The organism is Pseudomonas asiatica (genome assembly GCF_009932335.1).
GTDB classification, from domain to species: domain Bacteria; phylum Pseudomonadota; class Gammaproteobacteria; order Pseudomonadales; family Pseudomonadaceae; genus Aquipseudomonas; species Aquipseudomonas asiatica.
The window spans coordinates 1,034,126-1,051,977 of sequence record NZ_BLJF01000003.1; the positions used below are offsets into that span (position 1 = coordinate 1,034,126).

Below are 17,852 nucleotides of genomic sequence, written 5' to 3' on the forward strand. Positions count from 1 at the left end.
AGGTAAAGCATGCGTCGCCCTATGGTAGCTGGTAACTGGAAGATGCACGGTACCCGCGCTAGCGTCGCTGAGCTGACCGAAGGCTTGAGAAATCTGGCCTTGCCGAGCGGAGTGGAAGTCGTTGTATTTCCACCGGCCTTGTTCATCAATCAAGTGATCGATGGTCTGGCAGGTAAGGAAATTACTGTCGGCGCACAGAATTCTGCAGTACAACCCGAACAGGGTGCGCTGACCGGAGAAGTTGCTCCGGAACAGCTGGTTGAAGCAGGCTGCAAGTTGGTGTTGATTGGTCATTCGGAGCGTCGCCAGGTCATTGGTGAAACCGACGAAGTGCTCAATCGCAAGTTTGCAGCGGCCCAGGCCAAAGGTTTGAAGCCAGTGCTTTGCATCGGGGAAACCCTTGAAGAGCGCGAGGCTGGCAAAACGCTCGAAGTTGTCGGGCGTCAACTAAGCAGTATCATCGAGGCATTCGGTGTTAAGGCTTTTGCCAATGCAGTAATTGCCTATGAGCCTGTATGGGCCATCGGTACCGGCCTTACGGCCACGCCACAGCAGGCCCAGGATGTGCACGCAGCCATCCGTAGCCAGTTGGCGGCAAAAGATGCTGAAGTGGCTGCGAAGGTGCAGTTGCTCTACGGCGGCAGCGTGAAGGCGGCCAATGCGGCCGAACTGTTCGGCATGCCGGATATCGATGGGGGGCTCATTGGTGGAGCTTCCCTGAACGCAGACGAATTCGGTGCAATTTGTCGCGCCGCAGGAAACTGAACAAATGCTGGAAACAGTCATCGTTGTTTTTCATCTGTTGGCAGCGCTGTCGCTTGTAGTGCTGGTTCTGTTGCAACAGGGTAAAGGTGCGGAAGCAGGTGCATCTTTCGGCGCGGGTGCTTCAAATACCGTGTTCGGGAGCCAGGGTTCTGCAACGTTTCTGAGTAAATTAACTGCTATACTCGCTGCCACTTTCTTTTTGACAGCACTTGGGTTAGGATACTTCGCGAAGCAACAAGCTCACCAGCTTAGCCAAGCAGGTCTTCCAGATCCAGCAGTGCTAGAAGTGAAAGAGCCGCAGAAACCGGCAGTTAATGATGATGTACCGGTGCTCCAGCAGCAGAAGAGCGAAACCACTCCTAACACGGGTGATGTACCTCCTCCGGCACAAGAGCAGAAGTAACGGGTTTCAAGTAGTAGTATTGCCGAGGTGGTGGAATTGGTAGACACGCAACCTTGAGGTGGTTGTGCCCATAGGGTGTAGGGGTTCGAGTCCCCTTCTCGGTACCAATTAAAGCTTGAGAGCCCGCTTTAGCGGGCTTTCTTGCAGGTGAAGGTTCGGATTTGACCCTCAAGAGGGTTCGGTCTTATACTTTTGCCCCAGCTTTGTCGCGGGGTGGAGCAGCTTGGTAGCTCGTCGGGCTCATAACCCGAAGGTCGTTGGTTCAAATCCAGCCCCCGCAACCAGCTTCAGCGGAGCCCCTTTTCAGGGGCTTTTTGCTAACCGAACAGTTTTCGGCGTCGTTGTCCAACGGCGCTTTCAGGGATGGGCGCTTCGCCCATTTTTTATTTGCACAGCATGCACGAGGGGGTTCAGGTGTCGAGCAAGCTAGAACAGTTGCAGGCCTTGTTGGCCCCGGTTGTCGAGGGTCTGGGCTATCAATGCTGGGGGATCGAATACGTTTCCCAGGGTAAGCATTCGGTACTGCGCATCTACATCGACAAGGAAGGCGGCATCCTGGTGGACGACTGCGAAGCGGTCAGCCGTCAGGCCAGCGCAATTCTCGATGTGGAAGATCCGATCAGCAGTGAATACACCCTCGAGGTGTCTTCTCCAGGCATGGATCGCCCACTGTTCACTCTGGAACAGTTTGCCTCGCATGCCGGCGAACAAGTGAAGATCAAGCTGCGCTCACCCTTCGAGGGTCGTCGTAACTTCCAGGGCCTTCTCCGCGGTGTGGAGGAGCAGGATGTGGTGGTCCAGGTGGACAATCAAGAATTCCTGTTGCCGATCGACTCGATCGACAAGGCCAATATTATTCCCAGTTTTGACTGAGACGTGCCGGGCCCGGCGGACTATCCGGGCCCAATGGCTTGCGCAAGGCGAGGCGTACGATGAGCAAAGAAGTACTGCTGGTTGTTGAATCGGTATCCAACGAAAAAGGTGTACCGCCCGGCGTCATTTTCGAAGCGCTGGAAGTGGCACTGGCCACTGCAACCAAAAAACGTTTTGAAGACGAAGTCGACCTGCGTGTGGAAATCAACCGCCACACCGGTAGCTACGAGACCTTCCGTCGCTGGACCGTGGTCGACGAAGCCGATCTTGATGATCCGGCGATCGAGACCTGGTTGAGCAAGATTCACGAAACCCACCCTGAAGCCAAGGTTGGTGACGTGATCGAAGAGAAGATCGAGTCCATCGAATTCGGTCGTATTGCCGCCCAGACCGCCAAGCAGGTCATCGTGCAGAAGGTCCGTGAGGCCGAGCGTGCCCAGGTGGTCGATGCCTACCGCGAGCGCGTTGGCGAGATCATCTCCGGTACCGTCAAAAAGGTTACCCGCGACAACGTCATCGTTGACCTGGGCAACAACGCCGAGGCCCTGCTGGCCCGCGAAGACATCATTCCGCGCGAGACCTTCCGTGTTGGCGTGCGCCTGCGTGCGCTGCTCAAGGAAATTCGCACCGAGAACCGTGGCCCACAGCTGATCCTGTCGCGCACCGCGCCACAGATGCTGATCGAGCTTTTCCGCATCGAAGTGCCGGAAATTGCCGAGGGCCTCATCGAAGTCATGGCTGCATCCCGTGATCCGGGTTCGCGAGCCAAGATCGCCGTCCGCTCCAAGGACAAGCGCATCGACCCGCAAGGCGCCTGTATCGGCATGCGTGGTTCGCGCGTCCAGGCCGTATCCGGGGAGTTGGGTGGTGAGCGTGTGGATATCGTCCTGTGGGACGATAACCCGGCGCAGTTCGTCATCAACGCCATGTCGCCGGCTGAAGTCGCGGCGATCATCGTTGATGAAGATGCCCATGCCATGGACATCGCCGTTGCCGAGGACAACCTGGCCCAGGCCATTGGTCGTGGCGGTCAGAACGTTCGCCTGGCCAGTCAGCTGACCGGCTGGACCCTGAACGTGATGACCGAGAAGGACATCCAGGCCAAGCAGCAGGCCGAAACCGGTGACATCCTGCGCAATTTCATCGATGAACTGGAAGTCGACGAGGAGCTGGCCCAAGTGCTGGTCGACGAAGGCTTCACCAGCCTCGAAGAAATTGCCTACGTACCGTTGGAAGAAATGCTCAACATCGATGGCTTTGACGAAGATATCGTCAACGAGCTCCGCGCTCGAGCCAAGGACCGTTTGTTGACCAAGGCCATCGCTACCGAAGAAAAACTGGCAGACGCCCATCCGGCTGACGACCTGCTCTCCCTCGAGGGTATGGACAAGGACCTGGCGGCGGAACTGGCGGTGCGCGGCGTGGTTAACCGCGAAGACCTGGCCGAGCAGTCGATCGACGATCTGCTCGACATCGACGGCATCGACGAAGAGCGTGCCGGCAAGTTGATCATGGCCGCCCGAGCCCACTGGTTCGAGTAATTAGGCGCGGCCTGAGGAGAGAAGTGCATGACGCAAGTCACGGTGAAAGAACTGGCCCAAGAGGTCGAGGCACCGGTAGAGCGCCTGCTGCAGCAGATGCGTGAGGCAGGTCTGCCGCACACCGACGCCGGTCAGGTAGTGACCGACAATGAGAAGCAGACCTTGCTGACTCATTTGAAGAGCAGCCACAAGAGCAAGGCGGAAGAGCCGCGCAAGATTACCTTGCAGCGCAAAACCACCAGCACCCTGCGTGTCGCCGGTAGCAAGAGCATCAGCGTAGAAGTACGCAAGAAGAAAGTATTCGTGCAGCGCAGCCCGGAAGAAATCCAGGCTGAGCAGAAGCGTGAGCTGGAAGAGCGCCGCGCGGCTGAAAACGCCGCTCGCGACAAGGTCGAGGCCGAAGTTCGCCAGCGCAACGAAGAGCAGGCTCGCCGTCAGGCCGCCGAAACCGCTGCTGCAGCCCCTGCGCCTGCCGCCAAGCCAGAGGCGGCACCTGCCGCTGCCCCGGCCCCGGTAGTTGCCGACGCCCCGGCGTCCGAAGACGCCGCAGCCCGTGCTGCCGAGCGCAAGAAGGACGAAGCCCGTCGCAACGAAGGCCGCACCCGTGACGAAGACCGTCGTGGTGGCGAGCGTCGTGGCGAGGCCCCGCGCGTGTCGATCAAGGTCAAGGTCAAGGAGAAGGAAAAGGCTCCGACTCCTCGCGCCGCACCGCGCACCACCGATGAAGAGAGCGATGGCGTACGCCGTGGCCGCGGTGGCAAGAGCAAGCTGAAGAAGCGCAACCAGCACGGCTTCCAGAACCCGACCGGTCCAGTCATCCGTGACGTGACCATCGGCGAGACCATCACCGTCTCGGAACTGGCCCAACAGATGTCGGTCAAGGCCGCTGAAGTGGTCAAGTTCATGTTCAAGCTGGGTACCCCGGTCACCATCAACCAGGTGCTCGACCAGGAAACCGCTCAGCTGGTCGCCGAAGAACTGGGCCACAAAGTGACCCTCGTCAGCGATACCGCCCTGGAAGACTCCCTGGCCGAATCGCTGAAGTTCGAAGGTGAAGTCGAATCGCGTGCGCCGGTCGTTACCGTCATGGGTCACGTTGACCACGGTAAGACCTCGCTGCTCGACTACATCCGTCGTGCCAAGGTTGCCGCTGGCGAAGCCGGTGGTATTACCCAGCACATCGGTGCCTACCACGTGGAAACCGACCGCGGCATGGTCACCTTCCTCGATACCCCAGGCCACGCTGCGTTCACCGCAATGCGTGCCCGTGGTGCCAAGGCTACCGACATCGTCATCCTGGTGGTGGCAGCGGACGACGGCGTGATGCCGCAAACCCGCGAAGCCGTTCAGCATGCCAAGGCAGCTGGCGTTCCGCTGGTGGTTGCAGTGAACAAGATCGACAAGCCGGGTGCCGATATCGATCGCATCCGCAACGAGCTTGCTGTCGAAGGCGTGACCTCCGAGGACTGGGGTGGTGATACTCCGTTCGTCAAGGTTTCGGCCAAGATGGGTACCGGCGTCGACGAACTGCTCGAGGCTGTCCTGCTGCAGGCCGAGATCTTGGAACTGACCGCTACCCCGACCGCTCCAGGTCGTGGTGTGGTTGTCGAATCTCGCCTGGACAAGGGCCGTGGCCCGGTGGCGACCATCCTGGTTCAGGACGGTACCCTGCGTCAGGGCGACATGGTCCTGTGCGGTTCCAACTATGGCCGCGTGCGCGCCATGCTCGACGAGAACGGCAAGCCTGTGAAGGAAGCCGGCCCGTCGATCCCGGTCGAAATCCTCGGCCTTGACGGTACCCCGGAAGCCGGTGACGAGCTGTCCGTGGTTGCCGACGAGAAGAAGGCTCGTGAAGTTGCCCTGTTCCGTCAAGGCAAGTACCGCGAGGTCAAGCTGGCCCGTGCTCACGCTGGCAAGCTGGAAAACATCTTCGAGACCATGGGTCAGGAAGAGAAGAAGACCCTCAACATCGTCCTCAAGACCGACGTGCGTGGTTCCCTGGAAGCACTGCAGGGTTCGCTGTCGGGCCTGGGCAACGACGAAGTTCAGGTGCGCGTGATCGGTGGCGGCGTCGGTGGTATCACCGAAAGCGACGCCAACCTGGCGCTGGCTTCGAATGCAGTACTGTTCGGCTTCAACGTGCGTGCCGACGCCGGCGCGCGCAAGATCGTCGAGCAGGAAGGTCTGGATATGCGTTACTACAACGTGATCTACGACATCATCGAAGACGTCAAGAAGGCCCTGACCGGCATGCTCGGCAGCGATGTTCGCGAGAACATCCTGGGTGTCGCCGAAGTACGTGACGTGTTCCGTTCGCCGAAGTTCGGCGCCATCGCTGGCTGTATGGTCATCGAGGGTACCGTGTACCGCAACCGTCCGATCCGCGTACTGCGCGAAGACGTTGTGATCTTCGAAGGCGAACTGGAGTCGCTGCGTCGCTTCAAGGACGACGCCTCCGAAGTGCGTAACGGCATGGAGTGCGGTATTGGCGTGAAGAGCTACAACGACGTCAAGGTCGGCGACAAGATCGAAGTCTTCGAGAAAGTCCAGGTTGCTCGTACCCTTTAAGGGTGAGCAGGGCGCCAGCCCCCGCCGCAGGGCGGTGGGCAGTGCCTCAGTAGGTAGCGCCCGGTCAGGCTTCAGCCTGACCGGGCGTTTGCCGCTTTAAGTTACAGGTAGCAAGAATGGCAAAAGAATATAGCCGTACCCAACGCATCGGCGACCAGATGCAGCGCGAGCTGTCGGAGCTGATCCGCCGTGAAGTCAAAGACCCGCGCGTCGGCCTGGTGACCATCACGGCCGTCGATGTCAGCCGTGATCTTGGCCACGCCAAGGTGTTCATCACCGTGATGGGCCAGGACGGCGCCGACGCCGTACCGCAGACCCTCAAGGCCCTGACCAGCGCCGCGAGCTTCCTGCGCCTGCACCTGGGCCGTGTGATGCAACTGCGCAGCGTGCCGCAACTGCATTTCCACTTCGACGAAAGCGTCAGCCGTGGTGCCCACCTGTCGGCACTGATCGAGCGCGCGGTCGCCGAAGACCGTCTGCACAAGGATGGCGACAAGCTGGACGCCGAGGAGTAAGCGGTGGCCCAGGTCAAACGTATCCGCCGCAACGTCAGCGGCATCATCCTGCTCGACAAGCCGCTGGGCTTCACCTCCAACGCCGCCCTGCAAAAGGTGCGCTGGCTGCTCAATGCGGAAAAGGCCGGGCACACCGGCAGCCTCGATCCGCTGGCAACCGGCGTGCTGCCGCTGTGCTTTGGCGAAGCGACCAAGTTTTCGCAGTACCTGCTCGATTCCGACAAGGGCTACGAAACGGTCATGCAGATGGGGCAGACTACCAACACCGGCGATGCCGAAGGTGAAGTGCTGCAGACCCGTGAGGTGACCGTTGGTCGCGCCGACATCGAGGCCCTGCTGCCGCGTTTTCGTGGCCAGATCAGCCAGATACCGCCGATGTACTCGGCGCTCAAGCGTGATGGCCAGCCGCTTTACAAGCTGGCACGTGCAGGAGAGGTAGTGGAGCGCGAGGCGCGTTCTGTTACAATTGGCCGCTTGGAGTTGCTCGAGTGCGAAGGCACCCGTGCACGGCTGAGCGTAGGATGCAGCAAAGGCACCTATATCCGCACCCTGGTGGAGGATATCGGTGAGGCCCTTGGCTGCGGCGCCTATGTCGCCGAGCTGCGCAGGACCCAGGCCGGGCCTTTCGCGCTGGCACAGACGGTCACCCTCGAGGAACTCGAACAGGCCCACGCCGAAGGTGGCAACGAAGCGCTCGACCGCTTCCTGATGCCTTCGGACAGCGGCCTGCAGGACTGGCCACTGGTGTGCCTGTCCGAGCACAGTGCGTTTTACTGGCTGCATGGGCAGGCGGTACGCGCGCCGGACGCGCCGCAATTTGGCATGGTCCGGGTACAGGATCACAACGCGCGCTTCATCGGTATCGGTGAAGTGAGCGAAGACGGGCGCATTGCGCCGCGTCGACTGATTCGGTCGGAATGACCGAAACCGCGGGGTCGGGCAATTGCCAGGCCCCACGGCACCAAGGGTGGCTGTCAGTAGGCACGGTCACACCTTTTTTATTAATACAGGGATTTGTCCCTGGCCTATTGGACCCCGCATGCGGGATCCGTTATCAGGAGAAGCCAAATGGCCCTCAGCGTTGAAGAAAAAGCTCAGATCGTTGCCGAATACCAGCAAGCCGCCGGCGATACCGGTAGCCCGGAAGTGCAGGTTGCTCTGCTGACCGCCAACATCAACAAGCTGCAAGGCCACTTCAAGGCCAACGACAAAGACCACCACTCCCGTCGTGGTCTGATCCGTATGGTCAACCAGCGTCGTAAGCTGCTGGACTACCTGAAGGGCAAAGACACCACTCGTTACAGCGCCCTGATCGGTCGCCTGGGTCTGCGTCGCTAATAGCGGCTTGGCCAGTGGTGTGCATGGCGTGTCGCAGGCTTCGGCAGGGCTGTTTTGCAGTGCTGCCGTTGGACACGCCACGCGTATCTCCGAGGTTGGCAGCCTGGCAATGCTGAGCGGATTTTCCGCTTGGTGCCAGGCTCCCAGCCTCGTGTTGTATCTGGACGGTCAATGGGGCCGATTCCCCGTTCTGCCCAAGAATTCGCAAGAAACCAGTTCCCCCAGAGCCACTGAAAAAAGGTAGGAAACCGTGAACCCGGTAATCAAGACATTCCAGTTCGGTCAGTCGACCGTTACTCTCGAAACGGGCCGTATTGCCCGTCAGGCAACCGGCGCCGTGCTGGTTACCGTCGACAACGACGTCACCGTGCTGGTGACCGTGGTCGGTGCCAAACAGGCCGATCCAGGCAAGGGCTTCTTCCCGCTGTCGGTCCACTACCAGGAAAAGACCTACGCCGCCGGCAAGATCCCGGGTGGCTTCTTCAAGCGTGAAGGCCGTCCTTCCGAGAAAGAGACCCTGACCTCGCGCCTGATCGACCGTCCGATCCGTCCGCTGTTCCCGGAAGGCTTCATGAACGAAGTGCAGGTTGTCTGCACCGTGGTTTCCACCAGCAAGAAGACCGACCCGGACATCGCTGCGATGATCGGTACCTCGGCCGCCCTGGCCATCTCCGGCATTCCGTTCGAAGGCCCGATCGGCGCCGCTCGCGTTGCCTTCCACGAAAGCACCGGCTACCTGCTGAACCCGACCTACGAGCAACTGGCTGCCTCGAGCCTGGACATGGTCGTTGCCGGTACCGAATCGGCTGTACTGATGGTTGAGTCGGAAGCCAAAGAGCTGACCGAAGACCAGATGCTGGGCGCCGTGCTGTTCGCCCACGACGAATTCCAGGCCGTGATCCAGGCCGTCAAGGAACTGGCTGCCGAAGCCGGCAAGCCGACCTGGGACTGGCAGCCAGCCCCGGCCAACGTCGAGCTGATGAACCTGGTACGCGCCGAGTTCGGCGAAGCCGTTTCGCAGGCCTACACCATCATTCAGAAGGCTGACCGCTACAACCGCCTGGGCCAGCTGCGCGACGAGGCTGTTGCCCGTCTGAGCAACGAAGAGACCGGCCCGTCCGCCAGCGCCATCAAGGAAATCTTCGGCGAGCTGGAATACCGCACCGTCCGTGAGAACATCGTCAACGGCAAACCGCGTATCGACGGTCGTGACACCCGCACCGTGCGCCCGCTGAACATCGAAGTCGGCGTATTGCCGAAGACTCACGGTTCGGCGCTGTTCACCCGTGGCGAAACCCAGGCCCTGGTCGTTGCGACCCTGGGTACTGCCCGTGACGCCCAGCTGCTGGACACCCTGGAAGGCGAGAAAAAAGACCCGTTCATGCTGCACTACAACTTCCCGCCATTCTCGGTGGGTGAGTGCGGCCGCATGGGCGGCGCTGGCCGTCGTGAAATCGGCCACGGCCGTCTGGCCCGTCGTGGCGTGCAGGCCATGCTGCCGAGCGACAGCGAGTTCCCGTACACCATCCGCGTGGTATCGGAAATCACCGAATCCAACGGTTCCAGCTCCATGGCTTCGGTCTGTGGTGCTTCCCTGGCCCTGATGGACGCTGGTGTACCGATGAAGGCACCGGTTGCCGGTATCGCCATGGGCCTGGTCAAGGAAGGTGACAAGTTCGCCGTCCTGACCGACATCCTGGGTGACGAAGACCACCTGGGCGACATGGACTTCAAGGTAGCCGGTACCGCCAAGGGTGTTACCGCGCTGCAGATGGACATCAAGATCAACGGTATCACCGAAGAGATCATGGAGATCGCCCTGGGCCAGGCCCTGGAAGCGCGCCTGAATATCCTCGGCCAGATGAACCAGATCATCGCCCAGTCGCGTAGCGAGCTGTCGGCCAACGCCCCGACCATGATCGCGATGAAGATCGACACCGACAAGATCCGTGACGTCATCGGTAAAGGCGGCGCCACCATTCGCGCCATCTGCGAAGAGACCAAGGCTTCGATCGACATCGAAGACGATGGCTCGATCAAGATCTTCGGCGAAACCAAGGAAGCGGCAGATGCTGCCAAGCAACGCATCCTGGGCATTACCGCCGAAGCCGAGATTGGCAAGATCTACGTCGGCAAGGTCGAGCGCATCGTCGACTTCGGTGCGTTCGTAAACATCCTGCCTGGCAAGGACGGCCTGGTGCACATCTCCATGCTGAGCGATGCTCGCGTCGAGAAAGTCACCGACATCCTGAAAGAAGGCCAGGAAGTCGAAGTACTGGTACTGGACGTGGACAACCGCGGCCGTATCAAGCTGTCGATCAAAGACGTTGCCGCGGCCAAGGCCTCGGGCGTCTGATGATTGCCTCGTAGTAGAAAGAAAGGCCCCGCAAGGGGCCTTTTTTTATGGCTGTACGGAACCTTTTGCGGACTTGCATCTTGCAAGCAGTTTTATCGTGCGGATTGCAGAATGCACGACATCGGCCAAATCTAAATTTGGCTAACTTGTTGATTTAAAAGGAAACAAGCGAGACGGAAAAGCTGGCACAGCGCATGCAGCTACCTCCATATCTGACGCCAGGACATACGGCGCAGACCTTTCGAAAAAACAGGAGTGACTCACATGAAGAAGTTCGCCATTGCTGCCGCTACTGCTACCGCCCTGACCCTGACCATGGCTAACGGCGCATTCGCTGCGGAGCCAACCCAGGCTCCAGTCATGTTGGCTGCCAACACCGTGGATAACGCCAAGCAGGAAGGTTCCGACACCTGGATCACTACCAAGGTGAAAGCGGACCTGCTGACTGAAAAAGGTATTCCAGGCAGCGACATCAAAGTCGAGACCAGCCAAGGCGTCGTCTCGCTGTCGTCTGACGTGGCGATCACTCAATCCCAGAAAGAAGAAGCAGTACGCATCACCAAGAACATCAAAGGCGTGAAAAGCGTTATGTCTGACGGCCTGAAAGCCGAATAAGGAATGTCCCGTCGGCCAAACGGATTTGGCCACCTTCGCTCCGAGCCCCGGCTATTTGCCGGGGCTTTTCATTGGCGGCTAGTACACCGGGTTACGCGCGATCACATCGCTCTCGAAGCATTCTTGCTCGACGATCAGCGGCTCGACCAATGGCCGGCTATCGCGAAAGTGCGCGGTTTGGGTATGCGCTTCATAGGCTGCATCGTCGCGGTAGATCTCGTAGAGGTAGATCAACTCCGGGTCGACCCGGTCTTGCGACACATCGAATGCCAGGCAACCAGGTTCAGTGGCGACTGAGGCTGCGGCATTGACCTTGATCGCATTGAGAAAATCCTCTGCGCAACCGGGCTTCACTCGGGTCTTGATGAACAGGCTATACACAAGGCTCTCCTTTTGTTTTAAATTCTACTGTAAATTGTATACAAAAATGGAGCTTCGCCAATGTCCGAATTGCCTGCACGCCCTGGTCGCTTGAACGGCCTGCGCCATATTGCCTTGTTGGTGCCCAACCTGGAGGAGTGCGAACGCTTCTACGTCGATGTGCTGGGCATGGAGGTGCTGAACCGCGCCAACGAAGACCTGGTGTATCTCACTTGTGGTAACGACAACCTGTCGCTGGGGCGCGGGGCGGGGGCGGCCAATGGTTTGCAGACCCTGGACCACTATGGGTTCATCGTCGATAGCGTGGAGGAGCTGGAGGCCTGGTACCAGTATTTCAAGGCCCATGGCGTGACCCTGCTGGACCGGCCGTTCAACCATGGTGACGGGGCGCGCAGCTTCCACCTGCTGGACCCGGCAGGGAACAAGGTGCAGCCGTTGTACCACCCGGCGGTGTCGGGGCAGCGGTTGGTGTGAAGCCTGTACCGGCCTCTTCGCGGGCTTGCCCGCTCCCACAGGGACCGTACACAGTTCAAGGCCTGTGCAGTACCAGTGGGAGCGGGCAAGCCCGCGAAGAGGCCAGACCTGCTAGTAGAAGTTATTCGGCATCCAGATGCATCGGCGTCACCACCCGACCATCGCTCTCGGCCTGGCCCAGACTGGTATCGATGAAGTACACCCGGTCATCTTCCAGCTGGCCTTTGTCCACCAGGTAATCCTTGATGCTGCTGGCCCGCTCCTGGCCAAGTGTGCGCAGCAGCGCAGTACTTTCGGCCCAGGACTTGATCACCGCCTCGCGCAGCTTGGCGGTGCGCTCGTCGCGGCCCAGTTGCTCCCATTCCGCAGGCGGCTGTTGCTTCAGGCGGTTACGGTAGATGCCTTCGAGCATCGCCGGTTTTTCGCTGTCGTCGACCACCAGCATCGAGGCATTGGCCGGCACCTTGTCACCGCGGCGCTGCAGGATCTTGTACCAGGTGGCCTGGTACTCACGCTCCAGGCGCTGCTGGGCGATCAGCGGGCCGTCGCTGGCCTGGGCGCTGGTGCCTTCGATTTCCAGGCGCAGCTCCGGGCGTTCCTTCAGGGCCGACGCCAATTTGTCCAGCGATGCCTGGGCGTCGCCACTAAGCTCGCTGGAGCCCGGGGCGAAGGACACATTGCCCAGATCTTCCGAGCCACCGCCGGCAACCAGCCCGCCAATGAACTTGAACGGCGCCTGCGCCGCACGCAACACCAGGTTGCGCAGGGTTTGCCAGACGATCGGCATCACGCTGAACTGCGGGTTGTTGAGGTCTCCGGATACCGGCAGCTCGATCGAGATCTTGCCTTCTGTATCCTTCAGCAGTGCCACCGCCAGGCGGATAGGGAGGTCCACTGCGTCCGGGCTGTCGACCTTCTCGCCCAACTGCAACTGCTCAACCACCACCTTGTTCTCGGCCTTCAGCTGGCCATTGGTGATCAGGTAATGCAGGTCGAGGTTGAGCCGGCCTTTGCGGATACGGAAGCCGGCGAACTTGCCGGAGTAGGGGGTGAGTGTGGTCAGCTCGACCCGCTTGAAGCTGGTGGCGATGTCCAGGCTGGCCAGCGGGTTGAACGGGTTGAGGGCGCCTTTGATGGTGACCGGCGCGTAGCGGTCGACCTTGCCCTTGACGTCGACCTTGGCCGGCACAGGCTTGCGGTTGTCGATGGTGCCGATTCGACCGTTCAGCTGCTGGATGGCCGTGGCGAAGTTGGGGGTGAGGGACAGGTCGGCGAAGTTGGCCGAGCCGTCGTTGAGGTCGATCTGGCCGATGTGGATGCCCAGCGGCTTGTCGTTGCCGGCGGAGGCCGGCTTGGCCTGGCTGGTCGCCGGGGCGCCGGCCGGCTGCGGGATCAGCAGGTCGTTGATGTTGGTCGTGCGGTCTTCGTTGATGATGAAACGCGCATAGGGTTGCAGCAGGGTCACTTTGTCGATCGACAGCGCATCGCCGTGCACGTAGGACAGGCCGTCGACGTTCACCTGTTGCCATTTGACGAAGTCACGGCTCTTGATGGTGTCGAGGGTGTGCAGCTGGCTGACCTGTGCCTTGCCGGCAACACTGAAGGCCAGTGGTGAGGTGTTCTTCAGGTCGACCTTGAGGTCGCTGGCGAGCATGCCGCTGCGCAGCTCCAGCAGGATGAACGGGCTGATATAGGCCTGGGCCACTCGCAGGTCGATATCGCGGGTGCTCACGTCCAGCTTGGCCCAGATGGGCGCCAGGTTGACCTGGCCGGCCGCCTGAAGCTTGCCTTGCTTGCCCACGCCGGTATCGAGCTTGAGGTTGAAGGGCGACTTGTTGAGACTGTCGAAACCTTGCAGGTCGGCGTTGAGCGGGCCGACGTCGAGGGCCACCGGCTCCTTCTGAGTACGGTCCGCCAGGTGCACCAGGTAGTTACGCAGTTGCACGTCCTTGAGCAGCACCTGCCAGGGTTTGCTCGGCTCCTTGGCGGCTTGCTGTTCGGGCGTGGGCTCGGCGGCGGCCGGTTCGGCCTTTTCCTTCGGCGTAGCCTTGGCCGGCTGGCTGGCGAACAGTTTCTGCCAGTCGAGCTGGCCGTCCTTTTCCAGCGCGGCCCAGGTTTCCAGTTTTTCGCTGCGGATCTTGCCCACGGTGACCAGCTGCTTGACCAGGTCGACCGAGGTTTCGCTTACTTCCAGGCTGGCCAGGCGTGCCAGCGGGCGGCCATCCGGGGCCTTGATGGCAAAGGGGGCGATGCGCACCGACGCGTTGTCCAGCAACAGTTCGGTCTGCTTGGCGAGGTTGAGCTTGTAGTGGGTGTCGAGGCTGACCACGCCGTCTTCCAGCACCAGTGGCACGGCATCGCGCACATAGGGCCAGAATGCCTTCATCTTGCCTTCGGTGATCTTCAGTGTGCCTTCAGAGGCGATTGGCGCCAGGCTAAGGGTGCCTTTCCAGTCGATGCGCCCGCCGTTGGGGCCGATGGCCACCAGGGTCATGTCGGCATTGTCGTTGGGCAGGGTGCTGAGGTTTTTCAGCTCCAGGTTCATGTTGTCGTAGAGGAACTCGATCGGCTCGCTCGGGCGCAGGTCCTCGAAGTGCAGGTAGCCATCGCTGAGCTTGATGCTGCCGATGCGTAGCGGGAACGGGTCGCTGGGTGGCTCGTCAGGCTTGGCTTCGCTGGCTGGCAGTTTGAACAGGCGGGTCAGGTTGAGAGTACCGTCCTTGGCGAACAGCACTTCGTTGCGCGGTTTGACCAGTTCCACTGCATCCATGTGCAGGGCACCGCTCCACAGGCTGTCGAGCGAAAGGTTGGCGTACAGCCGGTCGAAGCCGACCTGCTCCTTGCCAGGCTCGCCGATCTGCAGGCCCCACAGTGTCAGTTCGAGGCTGAAGGGGTTGAGTTCGATCCGTTCGAGGTGGGCAGGCACGGTTGCGTATTGGGCCAACTGTTGGTTGGCGATGCGCAGCGCGACACCGGGGAGAACGAAAAAGCCAAGAAGGCTGTAGAGGGCTACCAGGGCCAGCAGTGCGCCAGCGGCGCGAGTCAATCCTTTGTACATGTGTCGCTTCGTCTGTCTAAGCAGGAGAGCTTGGAGTATGGCACGTTAAATCAGTTCCGCTGAGGCGACCAGTTGACCTCATTCGATGCCCATGCGCCGTTTGGCCCGGTGCGCTGAGCCGTCGCGCATCGCCCAGCGCAGTACTGGCGCGGTGCGTTGCAGGCCCAGGCGGATCATGCGCCGCTGCAACGGACCGTGCTGTAGCCCGAGCATGGTCTGGGCCCAGCCCGGCAGCAGGTCGATGCCGGCGTGCAGCATCAGCTTGCCCACCGGCTGTGCCAGGCGGCTGGGGGCGGGGGCATCGAGCAGGATGCCGACCACCTCATGGCTGCGTGCGTCGCAGTGCAACTGGGGGCGCATGCGCTGCAGATAGTCCTCGACCTGCTGGCACGAGCGCGGCACGTCGCGGGCGCCAAGGCGCTCGGCAATCAATGCGATCTCTGCGTAGTAGGCATCCTGCTCGGCGCGCGCTAGTTGCGGGTTGCGGTAACGCAGGTGGGCGGCGAGAAAGCTGCTGACTTCCGCCACGTGCACCCAGGTCAGCAGGTCCGGGTCGCTGGCCGCATACGGGCGGCCATCCGGCGCGGTGCCGGTTACCTGCAGGTGGATGGTGCGCACCTTGTCGATCAGCCACTCGGCATCGCGGGTGGCGCCGAAGGTGGTGCCGGAGATGAATTGGCTGGTACGGCGCAGGCGGCCGAGCAGGTCTTCACGGAAGTTGGAATGGTCCCACACCCCGGCCAGGGCCAGCGGGTGCAGCAACTGCAGCATGAGGGCACTGATGCCACCGACCAGCATGCTCGGGAAGTCGCCATGTACCCGCCAGCTGATGCTGTGCGGGCCGAACAGCCCGGGGTCGCCCTTGGGCGATTCCAGGTCGAGCTGGCCGAGGGCCAGCCCGGTAAGGCTCATGACCTGGGTTTCGATGCGGCGGCGAAGGGCTTCCATGGCGACCTGTGGTTCAGGGCGGCCATGGGCAACGGCCGCCGGTTACTGGTTGAGGCGTTTGTCGATCAGGCCCTGCACCACGCTGGGGTCGGCCAGGGTCGAGGTATCGCCCAGGTTGTCGAGTTCGTTGCAAGCGATCTTGCGCAGTATACGCCGCATGATCTTGCCTGAGCGTGTCTTGGGCAGCGCCGGAGCCCACTGGATCAGCTCGGGTTTGGCGAAACTGCCGATTTCCTTGCTGACCAAGGCCAGTAGCTCGGCCTTGAGCGCGTCGTCCGGCGTTACGCCATTCATCGGTGTGACGAAGGCGTAAACGCCTTGGCCTTTGAGGTCGTGGGGGTAACCGACCACCGCCGCTTCGGCAACGCTGTCATGCAGCACCAGCGCGCTTTCCACTTCGGCGGTACCGATACGGTGACCGGAAACGTTGATCACGTCATCGATACGCCCGGTGATCCAGTAGTCTCCATCGGCATCGCGGCGGGCACCGTCGCCGGTGAAGTAATAGCCGGGCATCGGCTTGAAGTAGGTGTCGACCATGCGCTGATGGTCGCCATAGACGCTACGGATCTGCCCGGGCCAGCTGGCCTTGATCACCAGCAAGCCGGCACCGGGGCCTTCGATGAGCTTGCCCTTTTCGTCCAGCAGCACTGGTTGCACGCCGAACATGGGCTGGGTGGCACAGCCGGGCTTGAGCGACTGCGAGCCGGGCAACGGGGTAAGCATGATGCCGCCGGTTTCGGTCTGCCACCAGGTATCGACGATGGGGCAGCGCTTTTGCCCGACTTCTTCGAAATACCACTCCCAGGCTTCGGGGTTGATCGGCTCGCCGACGCTGCCCAGCAGGCGCAGGCTCTGGCGTGAAGTACTCTGCAGCGGCGCGGAGCCTTCGCGCATCAGCGCGCGCAGGGCGGTCGGGGCGGTGTAGAAGATGTTCACCTTGTGTTTGTCCACCACTTGCCAGAAGCGCGAGGTGTCCGGGTAGTTGGGCACGCCTTCGAACATCAGCGAGATCGCGCCATTGGCCAGCGGACCATAGACGATGTAGCTGTGGCCGGTGACCCAGCCGACATCGGCGGTGCACCAGAACACCTCGCCGTCACGGTAGTCGAACACCACCTTGAAGGTGAGGGTGGCCTGCAGCAGGTAGCCGCCGGTAGTGTGCAGCACGCCTTTGGGTTTGCCGGTGCTGCCGGAGGTGTAGAGGATGAACAGCGGGTCTTCGGCACCCATCGGCTCGGGACTGCAGTCGTCGCCGGCCTTTTCCGTTGCCTCGTGGTACCAGAAGTCACGGCCTTCGGCCCAGACGACATCGCCGCCGGTGCGGCGCACCACAAATACGCTGCTGACCGCAGGGCAGCTGGTCAGGGCCTTGTCGACGTTCTGTTTCAGCGGGATGCGTTTGCCGCCGCGCACGCCTTCATCGGCAGTGATCACCGTACGGCAGTCGGCATCGAGGATACGGTCGCGCAGGGCATCTGGCGAGAAGCCGCCGAACACCACCGAGTGGATGGCACCGATGCGGGTGCAGGCAAGCATGGCGAAGGCGGCCTCGGGGATCATCGGCATGTAGATGCACACCCGGTCGCCTTTCTTTACCCCGCGTGCTTTCAGCGCATTGGCCAGGCGGCAGACCTGGCGGTGCAGTTCGCAGTAGGTAATGGCCTTGGAATCCTTGGGATCGTCGCCTTCCCACAGCAGGGCAGTCTGTTCGCCGCGTCGGGCCAGGTGGCGGTCGATGCAGTTGTAGCTGACGTTGAGCTGGGCGCCGTCGAACCAGCGGGCGCTGCCGGTCTTCAGGTCGCATTGCTGCACGCTCGACCAGGGCTTGATCCAGTCCAGGCGCTTGGCCTGTTCGGCCCAGAAGGTGTCGGGGTCATCCACCGACTGGCGGTAGAGGCGGCGGTACTCGTCGGGGGTTAGGGCGGCGGACTGGCTGACGGCCAGGGCCTGAGGGTAGTTGCGGATATCGAACATGGCGGGTGGTCCTGCTCTTGTAAGGGGCGATGGACTGCAA

At 61.3% G+C, this 17,852-nt stretch carries 15 protein-coding genes and 2 tRNA genes; 13 read left to right on the forward strand and 4 right to left on the reverse strand.

Translation table 11 applies throughout. The annotated features are described in order from the left end of the window. Positions 1-9 precede the first annotated feature (9 nt). The 12 genes from tpiA (at position 10) to GYA95_RS27350 (ending at position 10,974) form a co-directional block, all read left to right on the forward strand. Positions 10-765: a triose-phosphate isomerase gene (gene tpiA, locus GYA95_RS27295; RefSeq protein ID WP_015271858.1), complete on the forward strand. Its 756-nt coding sequence runs from the start codon at positions 10-12 to the stop codon at positions 763-765. 4 nt (positions 766-769) lie between these two features. After that, on the forward strand, positions 770-1,168 hold the full coding sequence (gene secG, locus GYA95_RS27300) for a preprotein translocase subunit SecG (protein WP_015271857.1): 399 nt from the start codon (positions 770-772) through the stop codon (positions 1,166-1,168). 21 nt (positions 1,169-1,189) lie between these two features. Beyond that, positions 1,190-1,275 (forward strand) — tRNA-Leu (locus GYA95_RS27305). A gap of 100 nt (positions 1,276-1,375) precedes the next feature. Then, positions 1,376-1,452, forward strand: a tRNA-Met gene (locus GYA95_RS27310). 130 nt (positions 1,453-1,582) lie between these two features. Continuing rightward, positions 1,583-2,041, forward strand: a complete 459-nt coding sequence (rimP, locus tag GYA95_RS27315) for a ribosome maturation factor RimP (RefSeq protein WP_003249960.1) — start codon at positions 1,583-1,585, stop codon at positions 2,039-2,041. 59 nt (positions 2,042-2,100) lie between these two features. After that, the gene (gene nusA, locus GYA95_RS27320) at positions 2,101-3,582 is read left to right on the forward strand and encodes a transcription termination factor NusA (RefSeq protein WP_003258062.1); all 1,482 of its coding nucleotides are present in this window, start codon (positions 2,101-2,103) and stop codon (positions 3,580-3,582) included. Positions 3,583-3,609: 27 nt separating this feature from the next. Then, a complete protein-coding gene (infB, locus tag GYA95_RS27325; RefSeq protein ID WP_015271856.1) occupies positions 3,610-6,150 on the forward strand; it encodes a translation initiation factor IF-2 in 2,541 nt (846 codons plus the stop codon). A gap of 116 nt (positions 6,151-6,266) precedes the next feature. Beyond that, positions 6,267-6,665, forward strand: coding sequence for a 30S ribosome-binding factor RbfA (gene rbfA, locus GYA95_RS27330; RefSeq protein WP_015271855.1), 399 nt, complete (start codon positions 6,267-6,269; stop codon positions 6,663-6,665). A 3-nt stretch (positions 6,666-6,668) separates the two neighbouring features. Beyond that, the gene (gene truB / locus GYA95_RS27335) at positions 6,669-7,586 is read left to right on the forward strand and encodes a tRNA pseudouridine(55) synthase TruB (RefSeq protein WP_013974284.1); all 918 of its coding nucleotides are present in this window, start codon (positions 6,669-6,671) and stop codon (positions 7,584-7,586) included. A 147-nt stretch (positions 7,587-7,733) separates the two neighbouring features. Further along, a complete protein-coding gene (gene rpsO / locus GYA95_RS27340) occupies positions 7,734-8,003 on the forward strand; it encodes a 30S ribosomal protein S15 (RefSeq protein ID WP_003249971.1) in 270 nt (89 codons plus the stop codon). Between the two features lie 250 nt (positions 8,004-8,253). After that, entirely contained in the window at positions 8,254-10,359 is a 2,106-nt protein-coding gene (gene pnp / locus GYA95_RS27345) for a polyribonucleotide nucleotidyltransferase (protein ID WP_015271854.1), read from the forward strand. A 264-nt stretch (positions 10,360-10,623) separates the two neighbouring features. Then, on the forward strand, positions 10,624-10,974 hold the full coding sequence (locus GYA95_RS27350) for a BON domain-containing protein (RefSeq protein WP_013974282.1): 351 nt from the start codon (positions 10,624-10,626) through the stop codon (positions 10,972-10,974). Positions 10,975-11,052: 78 nt separating this feature from the next. Here the strand turns inward: GYA95_RS27350 and GYA95_RS27355 are convergent, their stop codons facing one another. After that, the gene (locus GYA95_RS27355; RefSeq protein WP_015271853.1) at positions 11,053-11,355 is read right to left on the reverse strand and encodes a putative quinol monooxygenase; all 303 of its coding nucleotides are present in this window, start codon (positions 11,353-11,355) and stop codon (positions 11,053-11,055) included. Between the two features lie 60 nt (positions 11,356-11,415). Between GYA95_RS27355 and GYA95_RS27360 the strand changes: the two genes are divergently transcribed. Then, positions 11,416-11,829 carry a VOC family protein gene (locus GYA95_RS27360; protein ID WP_010955354.1) on the forward strand — a complete coding sequence of 138 codons (414 nt, stop codon included), beginning with the start codon at positions 11,416-11,418 and terminating at the stop codon, positions 11,827-11,829. A gap of 121 nt (positions 11,830-11,950) precedes the next feature. Here the strand turns inward: GYA95_RS27360 and GYA95_RS27365 are convergent, their stop codons facing one another. From GYA95_RS27365 to acs, 3 genes are all read right to left on the reverse strand, one after another. Beyond that, positions 11,951-14,887, reverse strand: a complete 2,937-nt coding sequence (locus GYA95_RS27365; RefSeq protein WP_015271852.1) for a DUF748 domain-containing protein — start codon at positions 14,885-14,887, stop codon at positions 11,951-11,953. A 78-nt stretch (positions 14,888-14,965) separates the two neighbouring features. Beyond that, the gene (locus GYA95_RS27370; protein ID WP_015271851.1) at positions 14,966-15,835 is read right to left on the reverse strand and encodes an oxygenase MpaB family protein; all 870 of its coding nucleotides are present in this window, start codon (positions 15,833-15,835) and stop codon (positions 14,966-14,968) included. 42 nt (positions 15,836-15,877) lie between these two features. Then, positions 15,878-17,812 carry an acetate--CoA ligase gene (gene acs, locus GYA95_RS27375; protein ID WP_015271850.1) on the reverse strand — a complete coding sequence of 645 codons (1,935 nt, stop codon included), beginning with the start codon at positions 17,810-17,812 and terminating at the stop codon, positions 15,878-15,880. Positions 17,813-17,852 lie beyond the last annotated feature (40 nt).